General features: G+C 69.0%; 19 protein-coding genes. 5 read left to right on the top strand and 14 right to left on the bottom strand.

The features are described 5' to 3' along the window. The 8 genes from GYB83_RS19685 to GYB83_RS19650 form a co-directional block, all read right to left on the bottom strand. The gene (locus GYB83_RS19685) at window positions 1–633 is read right to left on the bottom strand and encodes a TM7S3/TM198-like domain-containing protein (RefSeq protein WP_161897002.1); all 633 of its coding nucleotides are present in this window, start codon (window positions 631–633) and stop codon (window positions 1–3) included. 45 nt (window positions 634–678) lie between these two features. Then, the gene (locus GYB83_RS19680) at window positions 679–1,386 is read right to left on the bottom strand and encodes a DUF6319 family protein (RefSeq protein WP_161897001.1); all 708 of its coding nucleotides are present in this window, start codon (window positions 1,384–1,386) and stop codon (window positions 679–681) included. A 109-nt stretch (window positions 1,387–1,495) separates the two neighbouring features. Then, window positions 1,496–2,506 carry an NYN domain-containing protein gene (locus GYB83_RS19675; protein ID WP_161897000.1) on the bottom strand — a complete coding sequence of 337 codons (1,011 nt, stop codon included), beginning with the start codon at window positions 2,504–2,506 and terminating at the stop codon, window positions 1,496–1,498. 132 nt (window positions 2,507–2,638) lie between these two features. Next, a complete protein-coding gene (locus tag GYB83_RS19670; protein ID WP_161896999.1) occupies window positions 2,639–5,983 on the bottom strand; it encodes a DEAD/DEAH box helicase in 3,345 nt (1,114 codons plus the stop codon). A 94-nt stretch (window positions 5,984–6,077) separates the two neighbouring features. Further along, window positions 6,078–6,803 carry a hypothetical protein gene (locus tag GYB83_RS19665; RefSeq protein ID WP_161896998.1) on the bottom strand — a complete coding sequence of 242 codons (726 nt, stop codon included), beginning with the start codon at window positions 6,801–6,803 and terminating at the stop codon, window positions 6,078–6,080. A 186-nt stretch (window positions 6,804–6,989) separates the two neighbouring features. After that, on the bottom strand, window positions 6,990–7,733 hold the full coding sequence (locus tag GYB83_RS23720; RefSeq protein WP_228461637.1) for an excalibur calcium-binding domain-containing protein: 744 nt from the start codon (window positions 7,731–7,733) through the stop codon (window positions 6,990–6,992). Window positions 7,734–7,783: 50 nt separating this feature from the next. Further along, window positions 7,784–8,755, bottom strand: a complete 972-nt coding sequence (locus GYB83_RS19655; protein WP_161896997.1) for an ADP-ribosylglycohydrolase family protein — start codon at window positions 8,753–8,755, stop codon at window positions 7,784–7,786. After that, window positions 8,748–9,377: a hypothetical protein gene (locus GYB83_RS19650; protein ID WP_161896996.1), complete on the bottom strand. Its 630-nt coding sequence runs from the start codon at window positions 9,375–9,377 to the stop codon at window positions 8,748–8,750. The genes GYB83_RS19655 and GYB83_RS19650 overlap by 8 nt, the downstream gene beginning before the upstream one ends. A gap of 80 nt (window positions 9,378–9,457) precedes the next feature. On the opposite strand from GYB83_RS19650, the gene GYB83_RS19645 reads away from it, so the two are divergent. Continuing rightward, window positions 9,458–9,763, top strand: a complete 306-nt coding sequence (locus GYB83_RS19645; protein ID WP_161896995.1) for a DUF2470 domain-containing protein — start codon at window positions 9,458–9,460, stop codon at window positions 9,761–9,763. A gap of 2 nt (window positions 9,764–9,765) precedes the next feature. Here the strand turns inward: GYB83_RS19645 and GYB83_RS19640 are convergent, their stop codons facing one another. The 5 genes from GYB83_RS19640 to GYB83_RS19620 all read right to left on the bottom strand — a co-directional run bounded on the left by GYB83_RS19640 (window position 9,766) and on the right by GYB83_RS19620 (window position 16,375). Next, the gene (locus tag GYB83_RS19640) at window positions 9,766–13,161 is read right to left on the bottom strand and encodes an ATP-binding protein (RefSeq protein WP_161896994.1); all 3,396 of its coding nucleotides are present in this window, start codon (window positions 13,159–13,161) and stop codon (window positions 9,766–9,768) included. Then, entirely contained in the window at window positions 13,158–13,757 is a 600-nt protein-coding gene (locus GYB83_RS19635) for a DUF4194 domain-containing protein (RefSeq protein ID WP_161896993.1), read from the bottom strand. Before GYB83_RS19635 ends, GYB83_RS19640 begins: the two co-directional genes overlap by 4 nt. Next, a complete protein-coding gene (locus GYB83_RS19630; protein ID WP_161896992.1) occupies window positions 13,754–15,211 on the bottom strand; it encodes a DUF3375 domain-containing protein in 1,458 nt (485 codons plus the stop codon). The genes GYB83_RS19635 and GYB83_RS19630 overlap by 4 nt, the downstream gene beginning before the upstream one ends. A gap of 34 nt (window positions 15,212–15,245) precedes the next feature. Next, on the bottom strand, window positions 15,246–15,602 hold the full coding sequence (locus tag GYB83_RS19625; RefSeq protein WP_161896991.1) for a VOC family protein: 357 nt from the start codon (window positions 15,600–15,602) through the stop codon (window positions 15,246–15,248). Window positions 15,603–15,676: 74 nt separating this feature from the next. Further along, window positions 15,677–16,375, bottom strand: coding sequence for a chymotrypsin family serine protease (locus GYB83_RS19620; RefSeq protein ID WP_161896990.1), 699 nt, complete (start codon window positions 16,373–16,375; stop codon window positions 15,677–15,679). Between the two features lie 166 nt (window positions 16,376–16,541). On the opposite strand from GYB83_RS19620, the gene GYB83_RS19615 reads away from it, so the two are divergent. From GYB83_RS19615 to GYB83_RS19605, 3 genes are all read left to right on the top strand, one after another. Continuing rightward, a complete protein-coding gene (locus tag GYB83_RS19615; RefSeq protein ID WP_161896989.1) occupies window positions 16,542–17,903 on the top strand; it encodes an FAD-binding oxidoreductase in 1,362 nt (453 codons plus the stop codon). Window positions 17,904–17,983: 80 nt separating this feature from the next. Then, a complete protein-coding gene (locus tag GYB83_RS19610; protein ID WP_161896988.1) occupies window positions 17,984–18,418 on the top strand; it encodes a hypothetical protein in 435 nt (144 codons plus the stop codon). A gap of 326 nt (window positions 18,419–18,744) precedes the next feature. Beyond that, window positions 18,745–21,762, top strand: a complete 3,018-nt coding sequence (locus tag GYB83_RS19605; RefSeq protein ID WP_161896987.1) for a hypothetical protein — start codon at window positions 18,745–18,747, stop codon at window positions 21,760–21,762. Here GYB83_RS19605 and GYB83_RS19600 read toward each other — a convergent pair whose 3' ends face one another. Beyond that, entirely contained in the window at window positions 21,763–22,239 is a 477-nt protein-coding gene (locus tag GYB83_RS19600) for a DUF4262 domain-containing protein (RefSeq protein WP_161896986.1), read from the bottom strand. A 196-nt stretch (window positions 22,240–22,435) separates the two neighbouring features. Between GYB83_RS19600 and GYB83_RS19595 the strand changes: the two genes are divergently transcribed. Further along, window positions 22,436–22,615: a YegP family protein gene (locus GYB83_RS19595; RefSeq protein WP_161896985.1), complete on the top strand. Its 180-nt coding sequence runs from the start codon at window positions 22,436–22,438 to the stop codon at window positions 22,613–22,615. Window positions 22,616–22,650: the final 35 nt, after the last annotated feature.

The raw sequence follows: 22,650 nt of genomic DNA, 5'->3' as shown, positions 1-22,650 counted from the left end.
TTACGCGTCGGCCTTCCAATGCTGACGCATCGTGCGCTCGTCGCCGACGAGTCGGGACTGCACGACGATGCCGACGATCATCAGCGCCACCTGCAGCGCATACCACCACCACGCGTCGCTGGGATCGGTGCTGATCGACGTGTGAACGATCTCCTCCGCGGTGAGTGTCCCGGTGATCAGCATGATTCCCGCGGTCATCACCGCGGACCCGCCGTACGCGGTGATGACGACGAGCAGGAGGGCCGGGAAGTCGGCGACGATGGCGATGATCGCCAACACGACGCCCGCGATCACGCCGCCGGTGATGACCGCCCAGTTCCAGGTGATGTCGGTGGCGGTCATGACGGCGGTTCCGAGCACGAATCCCACCGATCCGACGGCGATGATCACGGCCACGCTGTAGTACACGTACGCGAGCACGGCGAACGTCAACGCGACGGCGATGCCGACCACCCAGCCGGTGAGTGAGGAGAGGACGCTCTCGCCCATGATCGACGCGATGGTCCCGCCGCCGACGGAGAGTCCGAGGAACGCTCCCCACAGCGCGATGACGACGCGCATCGCGATCACTCCGCGCAGGCAGAACAGCGCGCCGACGGCGCATGCGATGACGCCGATCACTATGCTGGACATACGGTTACGCTACCGTAGGTCGACGGTCGGACGGCTCGGAGTCGGCTATGCGCGGGCCTCGGGTGACTCGAGTGCGGCGAGCGCCTGGCGTGCCGCGTCGAGTTCCCTGCTGAGCTGTTCGACGCGGCGCTGCGCCTCCTCGCGCGCGGCGTGAAGCAGAGACGTCACGGCGTCGCGGGCGGTGTCGTCGCCGAGTTCGCGCATGGCAGAGTCGACCGCCTCCGGTGTGACCGGTCGCGACCGCTGCGGCTTCTTGCCGCCGCGGACCATCGCGATCGACCACTCGTTGTCCGCGGTGCCGTAGATGGTCACCGTCACCGACGAGGTCGCCTTCTTGGTCGGCGCGCGTCGGGCGGCCGGTTTCGCCGCGGGCTTGGCTGCCGGCGTCGTCGATGTCACGGGTGTCTCCCTCGGTGGAAGCGGCGGACGATTCGTCGTCGGTGCGGGAGTCGTCTTCGCCTTCCGCGGCTTGGCGGTGGCCGGTTCGGGTACGGCGGGCGCCTTCTTGGTGATACGCAGTTCATCCGCCTCGAAGGGTAGTTCGTCGTCGACACCGGTCGGCCGGATCGTGACAGTGGACCCGTCGATCGAGACGACCCGGGCCGATGCGCCCGCGGCGAGCCCGAGGCTCGCCATGCCCTCGCGGAGATACACGGTCGCGCGTTTGCCGTCGGCCAACGCCGTCGTCAGCTTGACGAGATCGTCTGAGGTCAACGACTCGGACGCGTGATCCGAACGGCGACGCGGTGGCATGGGCGGAATCCTCTCCGGCGGCGGGATGACACGACTACTGTCCCACATCTCTCCGACAATCTCGCACGGGTGTGCGAACGGTGTCGATGGTCGCGGTCTGCGCCGCCCGTCACCTCGCGTCGTAGAGCTCCCAGAACTTGGCGCGGAGTCGGTGGCGGACGCCTTCGTCGAGATCGTCCATGTCGAGGGCTTCGGACGCGTCGATCAGCAGGGCTCGGTCGATGTCGCGGGGGATCGACGGGCGCGCGGCGACGACCTCGTGACGCTCGGCCGGGCCCGCACTCTCCAAGAACGACGACAGGACGCGGTCGACGACGGGTTCGATCGTGGAGTCGTGCGCATCGAGGTCGTAGCCGGGCATCACGTGACCGGACGACCCGGTCGACGAACTGTACGCGAGCACACCCGACGGGCGCGGCGGGGCGGGTGTGGGGACCGGGGTCGCAGACCGATGATTGGCGACGTCGAGAGGAGTGCGCGCGGTGGGCTTCGGGGCTGCGGGCGCAGGTCCGGGTTTCGGCGCCGGAGTCGGCGACTCCGCAGCCGGGCAGGAGGCGTCCGGAGCCGCGTGCCTGTCGATCTTGATCACCGCGCCGTCGATCAGCGCGGCGTCGATCGTGTGCAGATCGTCGGCGGCCCGGATCAGATGCTTGTTCACCCCGTGCGGTCGGTCCTCGGCGTTGGGGACGCCGAGCACCACGACCTGCACACCGTGGACCTGTGCCTCTTCGACGGCCTCGGTCAGGTCATCGTCTCCCGAGACGAGGAAGAAGACGTCGGAGGCGTTGTTGCGCGCATGTGTCACGAGGTCGAGCCCGATGCGCAGGTCGACGCCCTTCTGCTCGCCGTTGAAGCCGAACCGGCCGAGCCGGAGCTTCACCTTCGCGAGTTCGCCGATCCGCTCCTGCAGATGGCTCGGCACGCCGTTGGTCGCGGAGTCGTACCAGTACACGCGCAGGACGGGCAGGCCGGAGAGTGCCTCGGCGGTGGTGATCAGCGCCTTCACGAGCTTCCCGTACTCGACGTTGATGCCGCTCCGCAGGGAGGTCCCGGTGGTGCGGGTGGCCGCCGAGGCGAGGAGGTATCCGGTGTCGACATACAAGCAGCACGTGGATCGCATGCCTCGACTGTGTCACGGACCCGAGGCCGATCACGGGAGGCTCGTGGAACGGGTGTGCCCCTCGACTGCGCTCGGGGATCGGGGCTGCGCTCGGAGAGCGGGGCGGCGCTCGCGGAGTGGGAGGGGGAGCGGCTACGCGAAGAGCGCGCGGACGTCGTCGGCGGAGACCGCTCCGGAGAAGGCCTCGCCCTCGTCGATGAGGGCCGAGAACAGTTCGCGTTTGCGATTCTGGAGTTCGAGGACCTTGTCCTCGATGGTGTCGACGGACGCCATGCGGTACACGGTGACCGCGCGGTGCTGTCCGATGCGGTGGGCGCGGTCGACCGCCTGGGCCTCGGCCGCCGGGTTCCACCAGGGGTCGGCGAGGAAGCAGTAGTCGGCCGCGGTCAGGTTGAGGCCGAAGCCGCCGGCCTTCAAGCTGATCAGGAACACCCGCGTCGAGCCCGAAGTGAACTCGGTGATCTGCTCGCCGCGTCTGGTGACAGGCGTCGACCCGTCGATGTAGCTGTAGGCGATCCCGGCCTTGTCCAGCCGGGCCGCGACGAGCTTCAAGAACCCGGTGAAACTGCTGAAGACGAGCGCGCTGTGGCCCTCGTCGAGCAGGATCGGCAGTTGCTCGGCGAGGTACTCGATCTTCGCCGACTTCACCGCGCCGTGTTCGTCGTCGACGAGGCCGGGATGCAGGCTCAGCTGGCGTAGACGTGTGAGGGCGCGCAGGATCTGAATCCGGTTGCCGTCGAAGTCGTCGAGCAGTCCGAGCATCTCCTGCCGGTGGCGAGCGAGGTGAGTGTCGTACACCTTCCGGTGCGCGGGCTCCAACTCCAGGTGCAGCACCTGCTCCTGCTTCTCCGGCAGGTCGGTGAGGACCTGGCCCTTGGTCCGCCGCAACATGATCGGGCGGAGCCTGCGCCGGAGCAACTCCAGCTTCTCGGGAGCCTGACCGCTCTCGATCGGGCCCGCGAAATGGTCCTTGAACAGCAGCGGCGACGGGTACAGGCCCGGCGCGACCACCGACACCAGCGACCAGAGCTCCATCACACGGTTCTCCATCGGAGTCCCGGTGATCGCGAGCTTGAACGGGGCGTCGAGGAGTCGTGCGGCCTGGTGAGTCTTCGCGTTGTGGTTCTTCAGGAATTGGGCCTCGTCGAACACGGCCCCGCTCCACGCGACCGCCCGGAAGGCCTCGACGTCCAGGCGCAGCAACGCGTACGACGTCACGACCACCCGCGCGCCCGCGACCCGGTCGGCGAGCGGCGCACCCGCGCGCTTCTGCGTGGAGGTCACCGTCACGACGTCGAGGCCGGGGACAAAACGTCGCACTTCGGCGGCCCAGTTGGAGATGACACTCGTCGGCGCGACCACCAGGAACCGTGCGTCCGGGTCGGCGTCGACGGCCCGCTGCATCACGGCGAGCGTCTGCACGGTCTTGCCGAGGCCCATGTCGTCGGCGAGGACGCCGCCGAGACCGTTGTCCCAGAGGAACGACAGCCAGTCGAGCCCGTCCCGCTGGTAGGGGCGCAGTTCCGCGTGCAGGCCCGCGGGCGGCTCGATCGGTTCGGGCGGCGTGGCCCGTGCGAGTCCGGACATCCGCTCCCGCCACGCGGCCAACTGTTCGTCGACGACGCCGAGTTCGAGCAACTCGTCCCACAGGGTCGCGTTCAGGCTGTTCGACGACGCGCGGTCGCCGTCGAGCTCGCCCATCTCCCTGGCCTCCTCCAGGCGGTCGCGCAGGGTGGCGAGTTCGGCGACGTCGAGGGAGAAGTACGCGCCGTCGTCGGTCACCATGTGCGTCTCGCCGAGTGTCAGCGCGGCGATCACCTTCGGCAGGGGGATCCGGTGGCCGTCGACGTCGAGCGACACCTCGAGATCGAACCAGTCGGTGGTGGCGTCGCCGGAGAAGTGCAGCGTCGGCGCCTCGTCGATGCGGCGGAAGGTCGGCGCGTCGCCTACGACGTCGACGCGGACGCCGCCGCTCTCGGCGATCGCCGGGGCGACCTCCGCACAGAGGACCGCCAGGCCGATCTCCGTGAACCGCACCTTGATCGTGTGATAGTCCACGGGCAGCGACTCGAACGCCGCCTGCACGGTGGAGCCGCCCTGCAGTTGACGCAGGACCGCGTACATCCGGTTGTACCGCTTGTAGTCGCCGCGCCACCGCGGCAGATCGTTCTGCACCCGTTCGGCGGCGTGCTCCACCCACCGGTCGCCGATGCGGGCGACGGCCTCCAGTTCGCGGCGCAGGCCGACCCACAGTCGTGCCTCCAGGTCGAGCCTGCGGTAGCGGCCCTCGCCGCGGGAGTTCACCGGGTACTCGAGGAGCGTCCCGTCCGCGTCGTATCCGAACCTCCACGCCGCGGTCCGCTGGCTCGTGTCGACATGCAGGACGGGGAACGGCCCGGTGACCGTCGCGGCCGGGAATGCGTCCGGTGCGACGATGATCTCTCGTTCGGGTGCGATCGTCGCCAGGGCCTCCCGAAAGTCGTCCACGTCGCCCGCGTCGACGCGTAGCGGCAGCCCGCTCGAGAGCATCATCGCCTCCGACGGCGTCATCGGCGGAAGCGGACGGAGGTGAACCACGTCGCCGGCGTCGACGGCGAGGCCGTGCGCCCGCGGTCGGCCGATGAGATGCCTGCGTGCCGCCTGCATGGAGACGTCGCGCCCGTCGACGGTGAGTTGCAGGTCGACGTCCACCCCGGACCCGGACGGTCGAACGCGCAGACCCGCGGTGATCGGCGTGTCCATGTCCACCGGACGGTCGGGCTGGTAGCTCCGGGCGAAGGTGAACTCCATACCCGCCGCGTGCAGATCGGCGAGAACGGGCCACACGAGCGCGGGCGCGTACATCAACGACATCTGCTCGGAGCCGGCCGTGTTGCCGCGGCTCGCCGCCAGGATCCCGGCGAGCGTGGTCAGCCCCTCGAGGCACGGGACGTTCTCGTCGACGCTCCCGGCGAGGAGCTTGCGCCAGGTGAGTCTCGACGTCACCCAGCGGCCGCTCTGCCCCAGCGCGAGGATCCGCACCTGAATCGACGTCGCCGACGTCGTCCGCACGTCGGAGAACTGAAGTCGTGTGGCGATCTCCGCGCCCGGCCGGTGTGACGTCGTCGGGGTCCTGATCTCGTCGACGAGCGTCCGCCACCTCGACAACTCCATGGTGGTCGGCTCGTATGCGCGTACGGGCGCCGAGTCGAGGGTCGCCGCGATCATCAGAGCTGCACAGTGCTTGCAGTTCACCGCGACCGGACAGCTGCACGATGCGACGACGCGCGGCCGCGGACCGTCGCCGACGACGGTCACCTTGCACGAGTAGCGTCGCCCGGCCGACCCCTCCGACGAACCGGTGACCGTGGTCCCGATCCACTCGATGTCGGTGATCATCCCGTTGGACGCGTAGTCGCGAGCGCGTCGGAGCGTCGCGGTGTCGAAGACGGCGAGAATCGTGTCGATCTGGTCGGTGGTCCAGGCGGGGCGAGTCATCGTCGTTCAGGGTAGTGGGCGCCGCGGAGCCGCAGCGGCGTGAGTGGGACGCGGACGACGGTCGGGCCTCCCCACCGGCCGTCGTCCGCGAGACTCAGGCCGCGTCCCCCACGCACCACGGCAGTTCGACTGTCATCGCCTCGATCGGCACCACGTAGGTGATCCGAGCGTCCAACGGTTCGATTCCCCAGGAGTCGAGCGCGAGCGTGGTCTGCACGGTCGACTCGAACAGGGTGTCGGCGCATGCGGTGGTGACCAGCGTGGTCCGATCCTCCTCGCCGGGCCGCGGATCGGGCCATGCGTCGGTGCGCGGCGCCGGGGAGGCTGAGGTGATCAGCACCCGGCGGAGGCTCCTCGTCATGCGGCCGATCGTCACCGACCGCCCGTCCGTCGACTGCCCGCTCACGATCAGCACGTCGCCCCGCTCGAACGCATGCGCCATCGCCGTGACCAAGACCTTCTCATACTCCACCCACAGCCCGAACGCCTCGTCGTACGACGGGGCCGCCGGATCGACCGGGGTGAGTGCGAAGTGCTCGTGGTCGTCGATGTGCCCGCCGAGGCTGCTCGCGGGCGTCGTCGTCTCGATGCACAGCAGATTGTTCACCGGGTCGAGGACGCCGATGTCGCGGTAGTGTCCCCGTTCGATCGCCGCGGCGGTCACCGCGCCCGTTCCCCACAGTCGGCTGAAGCACTCGGCGTCCGAGACCCGCCACGTCTGCGGCCTGCCGTCGTTCCACGTGCGGACGATGCCGTCGAGCGGAACTCCGACGTACACCTCCACGGCCTCGGTCGAATCGAATATGTCGTTGTCGATCATCTCTTCCCCCATCTCGTGTGGAGAGAAGGATGCACCCGATGGCCGATTTGCTCAACTACGAATTCCACAGGCTCCGCGACCGGTGGGTTCCGAGCGTGTCGACCTGGTGCAACGCACTAGGGTGTGTTGCCAAACTCTCTTCGCCTGTCTCGGCGGATCCAAGGCGGAAGAGTTTGGCAACACACCCTAGCCGCCGTCGCAGGCGACACCGTCGCCGTCGCGGTCGAGCTTCGAGCGGTAGCCCGGCTCGCCCGCGTGCAGCGGGGCCTTGCCCGCGGCGCGGACGGCGTCGCAGTTCGCGTAGTACGCGCTGCCCCCGCTGTTGTCCTCCTGGGTGACCGGCGGCGGCGTGTAGGCCGGAGTAGTCCGACGGGGAGCCGGAGTGTCGACGTCGACATCGCGTTCGCGGGTGGCGCGAGTCGACGTCGGTTGCTCCGACGACTTCTCGGCCGTCACGGTGACCGTGGTCGACGACACGACCGTCGAGGTTGCTGTCGTCGTAGTCGTCGACATCGTGGTGCTCGACGACGGGGTGTCCAGGAGCGTCGCGGGCTTGGGGGATTCCTCCGTCGAATTGCCGAAGCTGCTGAGCACGATGCTCAGGACGAACAGTGCTGCAGTCGCCGGGCCGCCGATCTTCCACGACCATCGTCGCCAGATCATGGTGGCTCCGACGACGATGAAGGCCGTTCCGAACAGGAGGAGGCCGACCGCCATGAACGGGTCGCTCCACGAGCCGAACGACGCTAACACGCCGAGCACGCCGAAGACGAGGATCGCCCAGCCGATCACCTTCGCCACGATGCCGGGCCGATTCGGCTCCGACGGTCCAGGGACAGGGGGCGCGGGTGTTGCCGGGGGCGGCGTCGGGCCGTTGCCGCTGTTGCCGCTGTTGCCGGGGTGGAACGGGTTGGCGAAGGGGTTCGTCACGCGCTGATCGTAGGCCCCGTCAACGCGGTCAATCGATCAGACGACGCAGATCAGGCGCCGACGAGTCCGTCGGCGAGCGCGACGAGATCGGCGACGCGAGACGGAGTTCCCGACCGTGACGGCCAGCCGTGCACGTCGTCCTGCCATTGTCCGCGTATCGCCGATCGGCCCCATCGTGCGCCGAGCAGAGCGCCGGCGATCGCCGCGACGGTGTCCGTGTCGTCGCCGATCCGGATCGACGTGAACAACGCCTCGCGCAGGTGATCCGGCCCGTCGCCCGGGGTGTGCAGGATCGATGACGCCGCGGCCTGCAGCGCGGTCACGGTGTACCCGTTCGGTGTGAAGGCGCGCGGCTCACGGTCGCGGGCCTCGTCGAGCCTGGCGGCCCAGAAGTCGCGTCGACCTGCGTCGATCAGGTCGAGGCCCGCCTCGACGTAGATCTCGGCGTCGACGACCGCGACCCGGATCGCCTCGCACCACAGCACGCAGCTGTCGGTAGCGTCGTCGTCGTAGTGGGTGAGACGCGCGACCGTTCGCGCCGCGTCGGCGAGACCTGACCGGTCGTCGAGATGTGCGAGCGCCACCGGCGCGGTTCGCATGAGCGCGCCGTTGCCGCCGGCCCGGTGCGCGCCCCGCGCATGCTCCTGCGACGCGTGCAGCATCGCGATGGCGACGCCGTCGTCGGACGCTCCACGCCGGACGGCACCGAGCACGGCACGGGTCTGATTGCCGATGTCCGGAGGATTCGACTCGAACCAGTCGAGGAAACCAGCGGCCACGTCGTCGAGTGCCTCCGCGGTGCCGAGCGTGCGGTGGCGCGCGCCGGCCATGGCGACGCCCATCGCCATCGACGTGTCGTCACTCCACTCGCCCGGCGCGAAGTCGCCGAGCCCGCCGCCGCGCATCACCGGTTCGGTGGACGTGCCCAGTCGAAGGCCGAACTCGTACGGCACACCGAGTGCATCGCCGACCGCGCCTCCGACGAGGGCTCCGCGGGCCCGGTCGAGGGTCGCCTCATTCATCGTCCGCCCCGTTCTCCGCCGAGTCGCGATCGGGCACGACATACGTGGCGACCACGTCCCACGGTGCTACGCCCCAGCCGTTCACGGCGGACATCGTCAGCGCGCCGATACCCGGCAGCGACTCCTCGGACAGGGGAGCGGTCACCGTCTGCCCGGTGGCGTCGTCCGACGGCGGCCAGTAGTCGTCGTCGGACGGTGCGGGCGCGGTCTCGATGAGGACGATCGGCCGACCGTCGTTCACTAGGGCGGCCGCCAGGCAGTACTCGGAGTCGGACGCCGTCCACCCGCCCCGCTCGATCACGATCATCTCGCCTCGCCCGAACGCGTCGGCCGCCGTCGCGGTGACCGTTCGGTTCAGCGCGTCCCAGAAGTCGCCGTCGAACGCGTCGGCGGGTTCGAGCGCGAAGACCGTGCCGTCGACTGTCAGGGTCCCCGCGGCGTCGTCGAGCACGCCGACCTCGCGGAACCGCCGCGGCGCCACCTCGGTTCGCTCGATCTGACCCGTGCCGACGAGCTCGGCGAGGGCGTCGAACTCGGCGACGCGCCAGATGCTCGATTCGTCGGTCCACAGCTGGACGACTCCGGCGACGGGAAGCCCGATCACGGCGGTGGTGGAAGTCATGCCAGCACCGTATCGCGACCCCCCGACAGATTCTCCGACGGATTCCGCCCGACGACCGACGTGGCCGTAAGGTGCACACCATGTCCCACGTATTCGATGACGCGGTCGTCGCGGCGGTCCTGCGCCACATGAACGACGATCACACCGACGACAACCTGCTGATCGCCCGTGCTTTCGGCGACGGCGAGCCGACCGCGTCGGTGATGACCGGATTCGACGGCGACGCGGGCGTGTGGGACGTGACGCGCGACGGCGTCGTCACCGAGCTGCGGGTCCCGTGGCCCGGCGGGCCGATCGACGACCGTCCAGCGGTCCGCCGTGAGGTCGTCGCCGTGTATGAAGCGGCCTGCGCGCGCCTCGGCGTGGAGAGGCCCGCACACAGCTGAGGTCACCCCTCGCGGGAACGGCGCGACTCGCGGTACTCCTCGATGGTCAGGCACTGCAGCTGGGAGTAGTTGCCGCCGCGGTTCTCGACATAGCCGACAGCGGAGACGAACGGTTCGATCGTGTAGATCTTCGTCAGTGGTGTCACGATGAGCAGTTGCAGGCCGAGCTTCGCGAAGAGCGTCAGCGCGTACCGTGCGGAGTCGTCCGAGCCTCGACCGAACGCCTCGTCGATCACCACGAAACGGAAGTCGCGCGAGCACGTCGCGCCCCACTTGAGGTCGAACTGGTAGGCCAGTGACGCGGCCAGGATCGTGTAGGCCAGCTTCTCCTTCTGCCCGCCGGACTTGCCGTCCGAGTCGGTGTAGTTCTCGTACTCGGTGTCGTCGTCGACGTGACGTTCCGACGCGGCGAACGTCACCCAGTTGCGGACGTCGGTGACGAGGTCGGTCCACCGGCGGTCGATGTCGGCGAAGCCCTCCCGGCCCCGGAACCGTTCGACGATGGCCTTCACGAGAAGGAACTTCTCCTCGCCGTACTGCTCCTCCTCGGTGCCGATCTCCATCTCGCCGTCGCTGCATCGGCGCAGGTCGGCTCGGAACTCGCGGATCTCCTGCGACGGGGTCGGGTTCGCTTCGAGGCGGATGTAGCGGCCGGGGTTGTACTCGATGCCCGACAGCGACTCGTTGATCGTGTCGATCTTCGAGTGGATGAGGTGGACTTCCTTGTTGAGCTTGGCCGCGAAGATCGCGATGTCGCGGATCGCGTTCGTGTTCAGGTAGTTCTTGAACTCGTCCTCGAAGCGCGGCAGGTCGTCCTCGCTGAGGCGGCGGTGCAGTTCCCGGTACTCCTCCGCCGAGGCGATGTCGGCGTCGAACTCCGTCGTCAAGACGGGATGATTGCGGTTGAACTCGGACATCCGGTTCACCACCCGCGTCTGATAGGCGCCCGCGCGGGTCGTGTGCTGTTCGGACGCGTCGGTCAGCGATTCGCCGAGGCTCGACTCGAGTTCGGCGCACTCGTCGACTGTCAGTTCCGCGTCGACGCCGTCGGCGACCTTGGCGCGGTACTCGTCGACGGCCACCGTGATCGCGTCGAAGTGATGCGCGGCGTCGTCGAAGTCGGGTTCGCCGGTGGTGACGCGCGCGGAGTCGCGGGCGTGTTCGGCCTGGTCACGAGCCATCTCGAGGCGGGAGACCTTGTCCCGGAGTCCGTCGCGGGTGGCGTCGACGGCCGACAACTGCTCGCGCGTGGACGCGATCGCCTCGGTGATCTCGACGAGTTCGTCCGACGACTGCTCCAGTTCGGTCTTGCGGAGTGTCAGGTCGGCGATCCGCGTCGCGATCGACATCCAGTCGACCGCGTCGAACGACGGGTACGCGTCCAGACCGGTGAGTGCGTTCCGACGGTTCATCGACCGGCGACGCGAGTCCTCCAACTCGACGATCTCCGCGTCGATCCGGTTCAGCTCGTCCTGCACCCGCTTGCCCGCGGTGAACAAGGCGTTCACCTTCTGCTCGTTGCTCCAGCCGAGGACGTAGTCGCGCTGATCGTCGACGCGCCTGGAGTCGTCCTTCTCGTGTCGGCCGCCGCCCGATCGGACCTGTCCGCTGACGGTCACCGCGTAGTCGGCCGCGCGGAACTCGTCGAGCGTGTCGGCGCACACGTGGCGCGCCCGTTCGAACAGTCGACGTTCGAGCCACCCGTAGAACGGTCCGTCCTTGATGTCGAGTTTGTGCACGAGCGCGGTCGGCGGGGGAGTCTGCGGTCCCTGCGGCTGCACCCGCTCGGGCACCTTGAAGTAGACGAGCCTGCCGCCGAGGTGATTCGCGTCGATCCAACTCGACACCCGGTCGTACAGCGCGGTCGACACCAGCAGCGACAGGCCGAATCCGCGGAGCACCCGCTCGGCGGCGCCCTCCCAGCGCGACTCGTCCGCGCGTACGCCGATGAGTTCGCCGACGAACGGCAGGTCGTCATGACTCACGCCGACACCGGCGCAGATCATGTCCCGCATCCGCAGATTGCGCTCGGGGATGTTGCTCGTCCGGCCCCGCAGGCTCGCGATCTCGCCCGCGACGCGTCGACCCTCGCCGTCGAGCTGACGTCGGTCGACGACCAGCTCGGTGATCGCGTTGGCGACGTCGGCCATCTCCGCGTCCAACTCGTCGACGGCCTCGGAGGCCTCGGTGCGGCGGTGATCGAACTGTCCGCGGTCCTCGACGGGGCCGAGTCCGGCGTCGTCCAGCAGACCCGCGTATCGCTCGTACGACGCTGCCCGTTCGGTGCGCAAGCGCTGCGCGTCGGTGATCTGGGCCTCGAGGGTCGCGATGTCGTTGCCGCCGAGCCCGGCCTGGCGTAGTTCGAGTTCGCGGACGTTGATGCGCAGGTCGGCGAGGTCGCGTTCGGTGGCGCCGAGGGCGGTGCGCGTGGCCGCCAGGTCCCGGTTGCAGGCCTCGAGGTGGTCGGCGAGAAGGTCGACGCGGCGCTGCGCGAAGTAGAAGCGCAGTGCGGCGCGCCGTTCGCGCAACTCGTCCGACATCGCGAGATGACTGGTGAACCGATCGTGGTCCGCGAGCATCGGCGTCAGTTCGTCGAGTTGTCGGCGGGCGAGGACGACGGCGTCGTGCGCCGCGGTCAGATCCTCGAAATGCGACACCATCGTGTCGACCCAGCCGCTCGAATCGAAGGGTTCGAGCATGTGATCTCGGACGAAGTCGTTGAGGTTGCCGACGGCCTTCATCGAGACGGTCTGGTGGAACAGCTCCATCGCCTGTTCCGAGCGGACCGCGAGACTCCGCCGGTAGTCGCGGCCGTATTCGGGGAAGTGCTCGTGGATCCGGGTGCCGCCCGCCGCCAGCCGCTTGCGCAGGGCGCGCAGGTCCGTGCCGAAGTCGGCGAAGTCGGTCGTGATGTCGAGGGTGCGGTCGGTGACGGTGAAGAACCGCTCCGGTTGGCCGGAGTCGTGGCGCATCGAGAACACCTGGGCCAGGGTCACGGTCTCGTCGTATCCCTCGTTCGCGAAGACGCCGAGGATCACCGAGTAGTTCGACATGCCGCGCAAGGCGACCGGCCGCGACGCGCCGGTGCCCTCGTTCCGCTCGGACTTGTAGTAGCCGAGGACATATGAGCGCAGGTCGCGTTCGCGCGACTCCGCGCCCGCGGCCTTGTTGTAGGCCACCCGATGGGCCGGCAGGAGCAGGGTCGTCAGCGCGTCGACGAGCGTCGACTTGCCCGAGCCGATATCGCCGGTGAGCAGGCCGTTCTCGCCGTCCAGTGTCAGCGTCCACACGCGCTGATCGAAGGTGCCCCAGTTGAGGACCTGGAACCGCTGCAGCCGGAAACCCGACCGCGCCGACTCGGCCGACTGCAGTTCGGTCGCGGAGAACAAGCCGGTCATCGAGTCTCCTCCCCGGCGATCGCGGCGTACTCCGCCAGGTGCGTGTCGAAGTCGGCGAGCCACTGCGCGTCGACGTAGGCCTTGATGACGCGCCGCACCTCGTACTCGCCGTCCTGCCCCGGCATGCGGCGCAGGAACCCGAGCTCGGCGACGCGGCGGACGGCGGTGTCGGTCTGGTCGACGGTCCGCGCCTCGTTCGTGGTCGCCGGAAAGAAGGGAGCGAGGAGTTCACGCAGGTCGTCGCCGGTCAGCACGAGCCTGCTGCCCGCGTCCGTCGTGTCGTGCTCGGCCAGGCGCTTGCGCAACACCGCCAGCAGCAAGGACGTGTGCAACGGGAGCTGATGCCGGGCCACCAGGCGGGGGATGCCCGCCTCGGCGAGTTCGTCGTCGCCGCGGGAGCGGAGGAAGGCGTACCCCTCGGCCTCGTCGATCACCACCGACAGCCCGAGCGTCGCCACGTAGTCGCTGACCTGCGCGGCCAACCCCACCACGTGCTGCCAGGTGGCCTCCGCCGAATCGCGGTACACGACGCCCTTCATCAACGACGTGACCGCCAACGACAGGTTCAACGCGTCGCGGGGGACGGTTCGGCTCACAGCATCTCGACTTCGCTCGATGAACGGGGGACTTCGCTCGATGGACGGGTGTAGATGACGCGGGGGACGGTGGCGGTGCGGCGTTCGCCGTGCTCGTCGGTCCAGGTGATCGATTCGCTCACCTGGTCGTCGAACACCTTGGTGAAGCTCTCGTCAGTGAGCGACAGATAGGTCACCAGCTCGGCGAGGCCGCGTGTCAGCGGCGATCCGGCGAGGACGTCGGCGAGCGTCACCTGTCCGTGATGGCGCAACGACCTGCGGACGCCGTCGATCAGCGGGGCGGGATCGATGTGGACCTGATCGAACAGGGCGTCCGAGTGGCCGTCGGCCTCGCCGTCTTCGATGCCGTCGCTGGACACCTCGACGCCGACGGTCGGTCGGTACAGGGGACGTTCCATCGGGAGGTGAACGGTCGGCGACGGCGAATCGATCTCGTGCGAGAAGTCGTCGACGCGCCGGTCGCGGACGGTGTAGGCGGTCGCCTCGATGCTGCGCAGCAGGTCCATGACGCGGCGGTTCTCCAGCCACGCCTGATCGTCGAGGAACCTCCGCAGCTGTTCGGACAGTCGGCGGACGGTGGTCTGCGCACGGGTGCCCGCGTCGAGCCAGTCGTGGTGGATGTTGGTCAGTCGTGCGTCGGTGACGACGTCGATCGACTGCGCTTCGCGGACCAGTTGGTCGAGTTCGTCGAGTCGGTCGACCGACAGGAGCAGGTCGTAGAACGCCTGAAAGCTGCGTCCCTGGTCGGAGTCGGCGATCAAGTTTCGGCTGCCGACGATGTCGTCGAGCAGTTCGCCCTTCGTCCCGCGCCAGGTGGCGATGCGCTCGCGCATCTGCCGGTCGAGGCTGCGGAAGTTGGCCTCGACCTCGCGGAAGTCCGACAGCAGCGCTCGCGAGACCTCGCCGAACTGCTGGTAGCGATCGCGTCGGCGGGTGGCGTCCAGCACGCTGATCTCGCCGCGTTCGACGGCGTCGATCTCGGCGCGGCGTCGCCGCAACTCGGCGATACGGACCTTCGGGTCGGCGTTGGCGCCGTAGACGATCTGACGCAGCAGATCGAAGACGGTGTTCAGGCGTGACTCGGTGCCGATGAAGTCGCGGTCGCGCAGGGAGGCGACCCAGGCGACAGCCCGCTCGACGGCCGGAGTGGCGTCGTAGTGCGGCTCATCACTCTCGACGACGTAGTACTTGCGCAGCCAACCGGCGCCCGGAGCCGACCACTCGTCGAGATACGCCTTCGCGGTCCGCGGGTACGCGTCCTCGCCGAGTCGCTTGTTCAATTCGTACAGTTCGTCGTCGAGCAGGCTCACCAGCCCCGACTCCGAGATCTCGCGGACGTTGTCGTCGACGAAGACACGGCCGAGGAACGACAGGACCAGCGGCGCGTTGTCCGCGCGCAGGAGCCGCCAGGCCGGGTTCGCCCGCCGGACGGCGACGATCTCGTCGAATTGCACTGAGCCAGGGTATCGGCCGAGAGGTCGGTGGGGACTACGGCCCTCGGTGCTGCACGATGTTCAGGACGGTCCCGTCGGGCGCTCGGACGAAGAAGCGGCGGACACCCCAGGCCTCGGTGGTCAGCGGATAGACGATCTCGTAGCCGAGGCTCTGTGCCTGGGCGTAGGCGGCGTCGACGTCGTCGGCGTGCACCGACATCGCGGAGTCGACGGGCGCCGTGTGATCACCGGTGACGAGCTGCACGTGGGCGCCCGAATCGGGATCGGTGAATCGGGCCACCCAGCCGAGGTTGAACTCCTCGATGCGGAGTCCGAGGAAGTCCTGGTAGAAGCCGCGGGCCGATTCGATGTCGTCGACGGTGATGTTCGTGCTGATCTTCTCTGCGCGCATTCTTCCGAGACTATGCGCAAAACGGAGGCGACCCCGTCCGAGATCCGGACGGGGTCGCCTGCGCGTTCGGTCGATCAGATGGGGCGGAAGCCCGAGCCCGCGTACCGCGTGCGGTTGAGCGAGGCGAGGATCGTCGTCATCTTGGTGGCGACCATCGGCGTGTAGATCGGAACCGCGGGCGTCACGCACGGGATGGACGGGCTGCCCGGGCCCGCGATGCGGAGAGCGCCGTTCAGCATGCCGACGACACGACCGCCCGCGATGACCGGGCCGCCGCTGTCGCCGTGGTCGGCGCACACGTAGTTGTACGTGTCGAGCTTGCCGTTGGTCAGCGTCGGACCGCAGGTGTAGCCGGTGGTCCGTCCGGCCTTGCAGACGTTCGAGTACGGCCGCGGGTAGACGCCCACTCCCGAGATGCGGGCGCGTCCCACCTGGCGTACCGCGTGCACGCGCGACGCGTCGAACACGATGACGGCGGCGTCGAGCCCGGTGCCCTTGGTCGCGATGCGGCCGACCACGCCTGCCCTCGGGTTGCGTTCGGACCTGATCGATGCGCCGTTGTTGCCGCAGTGGGCGGCGGTGAGGCCCACGAGCCGCCCAGCACGATCGTGGCCGATCGTGGTGAGCGTGCACAGTGCGTTGCCGCCCACGATGATGCCCGAGCCTCCGCCGAGGGTGACGCGCGGCGCGGCGTCGGCGGTGGCCGCCGGGACCATCGAGGTGGCGGCGAGGACGGCCGCGGCGCCGACCAGTGCCTTCTTCAGAATGTTCACGAGTACGTTCTCCGTTCGGTTCGACCGTCGGGGTCGACGGCCGGTGGCTGGGAGACCGTGAAATCCCGTCTCCCCCCTGCATGCGGGCGAATGCCACATTCGCCCGTAACGATTGAATCACAGCATCGTCTCAGAATCGCGTTCTGTGGCACGTAGTGTCGCAACCATGGCGGATGTGACGGAACTGGCAGGGCTTCTCCCCACCGGAACGGTGGTGACCGACCCGGACATCCTCGGCGCGTATCGCTTCGATCGCGCCAACGATCCGAGCGCGGGGACGCCGCTCGCCCTCGTCAGGCCGACGACGACCGCCGAGGTCCAGACGGTGGTCCGCTGGTGTGCGGCGACCGCGACGCCGATCGTCACTCGCGGCACCGGGACCAGCCTGTCCGGCGGGTCGACGGCGGTCGACGGCGCGGTCACGCTGTCGACGGAGAAGATGCGGAACCTGACCGTCGACCGGGCCACCCGGACCGCGGTGGCCCAGCCCGGACTCCTGAACGCTGAGGTCAAAGCGGCAGCCGCGGAGCAGGGGCTCTGGTATCCGCCGGACCCGTCGTCGTTCGAGATCTGTTCGATCGGCGGCAACGTGGCGACCAACGCGGGCGGACTGTGCTGCGTCAAGTACGGCGTGACCACCGACTACGTGCTCGGGTTGCAGGTGGTGCTGGCGGACGGTCGCGCCCTGCGCCTGGGCGGCAAGCAGTTGAAGGACTCGGCCGGACTCCCGCTCACGAAACTGTTCGTCGGCAGCGAGGGGCTGCTCGGCATCGTCACCGAGGTGACGCTGCGACTGCTTCCGCCGCAGGCCCCGGCGTGCACCGTGGTCGGCTCGTTCGCGAGCGTCCACGCGGCGAGCCGGGCCGTGCTCGCCGTGACGTCGCAGATCCGTCCGGCGATGCTGGAGTTCATGGACTCGGTGTCGATCAACGCCGTCGAGGACATGCTGTCGATGGGCCTCGACCGGAGTGCCGGGGCGTTGCTCGTCGCGCAGTCCGACGCGCCTGGGCCCGCCGGGGTCGCCGAGGTGGAGCTCATCGAGCGGGCCTTCGCCGACTGCGGTGCGGGGGAGGTGTTCAGCACGTCCGACGCGGTGGAGTCGGAGATGTTCACCCAGGCCAGGCGCGCCGCGATCCCGGCGGTCGAGCGGCTCGGTTCGTTGTTGCTGGAAGACGTCGGCGTGCCCCTTCCGGAGTTGCCGGCCCTCATCGACGGTGTCGCGGCGATCGCCGCCGACAACAAGGTGACGATCTCGGTGATCGCCCACGCCGGTGACGGCAACACCCACCCGCTGATCGTCCACGACCCGTCCGACGTCGACGAGACGGCCCGCGCGAACCGGGCGTTCGGGCAGATCATGGATCTCGCCATCGAACTCGGCGGCACCATCACCGGTGAACACGGAGTCGGACGCCTCAAGAGGGGCTGGCTCCGCGATCAGGTCGGGGACGACGTGATGGACCTGACCGCGACGATCAAAGCGGCCCTCGATCCCGCGGGGATCCTCAACCCCGGTGTCCTCCTCTGAGTCCGCATGCGGGGTCGAACGAATGACCACCGCGCATCGAGCGGTTACGATCCGGTCGTCGAATCGGTGAAAGGCGTGGCATGAGACTCCGGAATCGGGCCGTCGTGGCGACCCTCGCAGTGATGACGACGGTGATCGCGGGGTGTGGCGGCGACCCCGCGACGTCGGGTCCGCAGAGCGTCAGTGCGACGTCGACCAGTGCCGTCTCCACGGTGACGGTGACGAGCACGTTGTCGCCGACGTCGACCACGGAGGTCACCACCGACGAACCGACGGTCGCACCCAGTCCGGCGCCGTCCGACTCGGCGGTGTCGGCGGGCGATCAGTGCTACGGCTACCAGACGGGATCGTTCGCCTACGATGCGTCGGGCACCCAACTCGTGTGCACGAACTACACCTGGCAGGTGAACGTCGGCCAGCACGCAGGTACCGACTGGGGTGACGGTCAGCGGGAATGGGCCGAATGCATCCAGACCCACACCGAGGCCGAGTGCCGCCGACAGGGCGATCACTGACGACCCGCCGATAGAACGTCCGGCATCGCGGCGCGTCGCTTCGCGCCCCGATTCCGCCGCGTCGGCGGGAAGGTCTGGATCGGGCGCGACGGCGTTGTGCGGGCACGGATCCGACGCGGGCGTGAGCCTTCCCACTCCCGGCGGGTGGGGCTCGAAACGGGTGGCCCGAGCGGAGTAACTTGTGTCCTTGCCTCGGGTGGACCCCCGGCACGACGATGTCGCCCGACCCGACGTCCGAACACGTGCCGCGTCCATCCCGCGGACGTCCCAAACACGCGCCGCAACCCTCCCGCGGACGCCACGACAGAAGGTGTGGACAGACACGCATGACCGGTTCGGCGACCTCGCAGAACAATGACATCGAGACGTGTATCCGGGGCCGGTTCGACGCCGTCGCGCTGGTCGTCGAAGCGAACCCGACCCCGGAGGAGTTCCGCGCCGCGCAGTCCCGTCTCGGCGCTCTGATGCGCGAGATGCCGTCCGGTGCGCACATCGCACTCCTGACTCGCCACCCCGCGCTGATCCTGACCACTCTCGTCGGACACGCCGCGACCCGCACCTCCGACGGTGACTTCTGGAACGGCTACTTCGATGCCATCGGCGTGCCTGCCGATCGATCGTTCTCGGCCGCGGTCACCGCGTTCGCCGGCGACATGCTCCGCGAGTCGGGCCTCCTGGACGCCGCCGAACTGCGCTCGGACGACCTCGTCCCGCTCCTGGAACTCCATGCCGGTCTACCGCCGCGAGACGTCGACGCACTCGTCGACGTCATCGAAGCGCACGTCGCGGCCGGTCGGGCGCCGTCCGGCACCGCGATTCTCGATCACCTCACCGAACCGGGTTTCGCACACCGAATGTCGGTGCTGCCGAACGGATTCCGGACGCTGCTCGATCACGCCCCGGACATCGCGGCGACGTTCCTCGCCCGGATCTGTGCGACTCTCGTCGCGACCGTCGCATCGCCCGACGACTGGGCGGGCGACCGGTTGACGACCGCGACGGTCGACCTGCCGCCGACGATCCTGGCCGCCCTGCGCGTACGCCTGGAGCGCGCGGCGTTCCTCGCGGGCGATACCGCCGCAGTCGCCCTGTGCACCGCCCGATTCCCGGAACTGCGGTACGACGTGTCCGAAGGCTCGCTGACCGTGATCGTGCCGTCCGACGCGGCCGCCACCACGTGGCGGGTGTGGGCGGGCGACGCCCCCGAACAGGTGTCCGTCGGCGCGAACGAGGCCGCCGTGATCCCGGTGACCGCTGCGCTGCGCGAATGCGTGCTGGTCAGCCTCGACACCGGCGCCAGGCGTTCGGTGCCGGTCCTGCTGCCGGGTGATCCGATAGTCCTGTTCGCGCCCGACGGGCGAGTCATGTCGCGTCACCGCACGCTCCCCGCGGGACCGGTCGTCGCGCTCGTCCCGAACGACGCACAGCTGCTCGGCTCCGGCCGCACACCGGTCCCGATCACCGAGACCCACGCCGGCCCCTGGGAGGGCTGGCTGCTGCGGACCGTCGACCTCGAAGGACACAGCACGCTCACCGTCCACCGCGACGGACGTCCCGGTCAGACGCGCCGTGTGCGCCCGGTGGAGAGCCCCAGCATCGAACTCCCGGAACCGCTGCCCGGCATCACGACCCGCGACGGCGACCCGGTGTTCGGTGAACGCCCCCTCGTCGACCTGCCCGCCCACGAGGGCGACGACGTCAAAGAGTGGCGGGTGCGGGTCCGTCGGGCGGGCGACGTAGAATGGCTCGTGGACTACCCGTGGGCCGCCGAGGACTATGTGACGTCGGCCGACCCGTTCGACGGCGTCGACGGCCCGTTGCTCGGCCGCTACGAGATCGCCGTCAGCGACTCGTACCGGCTCGACCTGCGGCGAGTGGCCGACATCGCCGAAGGCCTCGACGTGGTCCACGAACCCGCGGTACGACTGCCGGTCGAGAAGGGACTGACCGAGTCGGCGACGCAGTTCACCGTCGGTGACGGCCTCTCGGTCGACGACGAGACCGTCGAGTTCGCGCCGGACGTGACCGAACGGATCACCTCGGTCTCGGCGGGCGACGACACGCTCGAACTGGTCGTCCGCCCACCGCATGCGCTCGTCCGCATCGAACGGTCCGGAGTCCCGGCGGCATGGCAGACGAGCCTCGCCGAACTCGACGTGACCGCGCTCGACCATCACCGTCTCGCCGTCTACGTGCCGGGAGCCGTCGACGTCTCGTTCGCGCTCCTCGACGGTGATCTCGACATCGTCCGCGAGTGGGACGCCGACGGACGGTCGGGCGCCGAGTTCTCCCTCGCGACGCGGGGCGTCGCCGACGCGGCCAAGCGGCTCGTCGCCGGGACTCTGGTCGCCCTCATCGACGACGAGTCGGGGGAGACCGACGAGGCCCCGATCGCGACGGTCGTCCGCGGCGGTCGACAGGCGTCGGCGCCGAGCATCGTCGTCGAAGACCCGTTGATCAACGAGTGGATGCGCCTGGACGCGGCCCATGCCGAGGAGACCGGCGCGCCCCCGACCGAGTCGCCGCTCGACGCCGCGGAAGCCCCTGTCGACGAGCTGCTGACGGCCGATCCGACGGCGTCGCTGCTGGCGCTCGCCGACAGCCCGGTGTCGCCGGATCGGGTGCCCGCGATGTTCATCCGCTCGGGTCTGGCCGAGCTGCCGTTCACGTCGACCGGACGCTCCGGCGCGTCGCACCCGAATCCGTACATCGGCTGCACCTTGGCGATGTCGGCGATAGTCGACCCCGCGGCCCCCGACCGCGACGAGGTGCAGGCGTACCTGACCACCCGTGGCGGCGAGGAACTGCTCCGACTACTCGCGTCGGGACGGATGAGCGACCCGCGGACCGGCGTCTTCGACCGCAACGTGCTCGCCGTCGACGCGATGGGCCGCGACATGGTCGATGCGTTGTTCCAGCACTTCCGGATCGTCCCCGGTCCCGTGCTCGACCTCGACATGCGCACCAGCGCAACGATCGACGCGTTCCATCGACGGGTGGAGTGGATGGCCGATCCGGTGAGTGTGGAGGCTCCGCGTCACGTCAACACCATGCTCCGCGATGTCCGACGGTCGTCGCCGGAGATGTACGACCTGATCGCGGCCCGCAACGAGGCGCTCGACGGCGTCGACACCGGCGGGAACCCGTGGATGCTGCTGTCGATGCAGTCGATGTGCTTCGCGGCCGTCGCCCGCCTGCAGGCGCACGGACGACTGAAGCAGGGCGGTCTCACCGACGAGGGGCGCGCGATGTGGGCGCGTCTGGCCGACTACTTCCCCGGCATGGTGTCGACCGACGTCCTGATCGCGAACGCCGTCGCTGTGCGGGCGGCCGCGCTCGCCTGATCATCCGGCAGGCATGGGGACGCCGAGCAAAGGTTGCTCGTCGGGGGCCAGCTGGTAGCCGCGATCCCACGGGAGACGGTGATCGCGGTCGGTCCACACGAGTTGGACCGCCTGGAACCCTCGACCGAACAGCAGCGCGGTGACGCGGAGGTCGGACGTGTCGATCACGTCGATCGCGGCGAAGTCGACACCGGCCGCCGATGTCAGGCCGCCGATCGTGGAGCCTGCGGCGAAGTCGGGTTGCAGCAGCACTCGCGCGGCGGCCTCGTTGAGCACCGGACCGGCGCGTTCCGGGTCGACGCCGGTGAGGACCAGTTCCGGCCGGCCGAGTTCCGTGAGGCCGGTGGTGTACGCGATCGGCGGCGACGTCTCGTCGCCGTACACGCCGGTCACGGCCCACGATCCACGGGCGATCAACGCCAGCGCGTGGCCGACCAGATCGTCCGACCCGCTGCAACGGGGATCCCATTCACACATGTCCCACTCCTTCTCCGTCCGCGGTCCGCGGCAGCGGATCGCTCATGTGTTCGATGTGAATGGCACGGTATACCCCAGGTGCGACAGAACGGATTAAATGCCTTCTGACGTGCGCAAACATCGATTTCCGTGCACGATCGGAGGTGAGGTCGACCACATGGAGGGGCGACCTTCACGTCACGGAAGGACATGCGTCATGGCAGGAACGTTCAAGGTCAAGAAGAACGCGGGCGGCAAGTACTACTTCAACCTGGTCGCGGGCAACGGCGAGGTGGTCGCCACCAGCCAGCCCTACGCTTCCAAGGAGGGCGCGATCAAGGGCACCGAGGCCGTGCAGCGCGCGGCCGACGGCGCGAAGGTCGTCGAGGAGGACTGACCCTCCGGGCCCGGCCGCCGGGACGACTACACTGG

The organism is Gordonia spumicola, assembly GCF_009932475.1.
Lineage (GTDB): Bacteria > Actinomycetota > Actinomycetes > Mycobacteriales > Mycobacteriaceae > Gordonia > Gordonia spumicola.
This window is presented reverse-complemented; position numbering and strand designations above follow the sequence as displayed.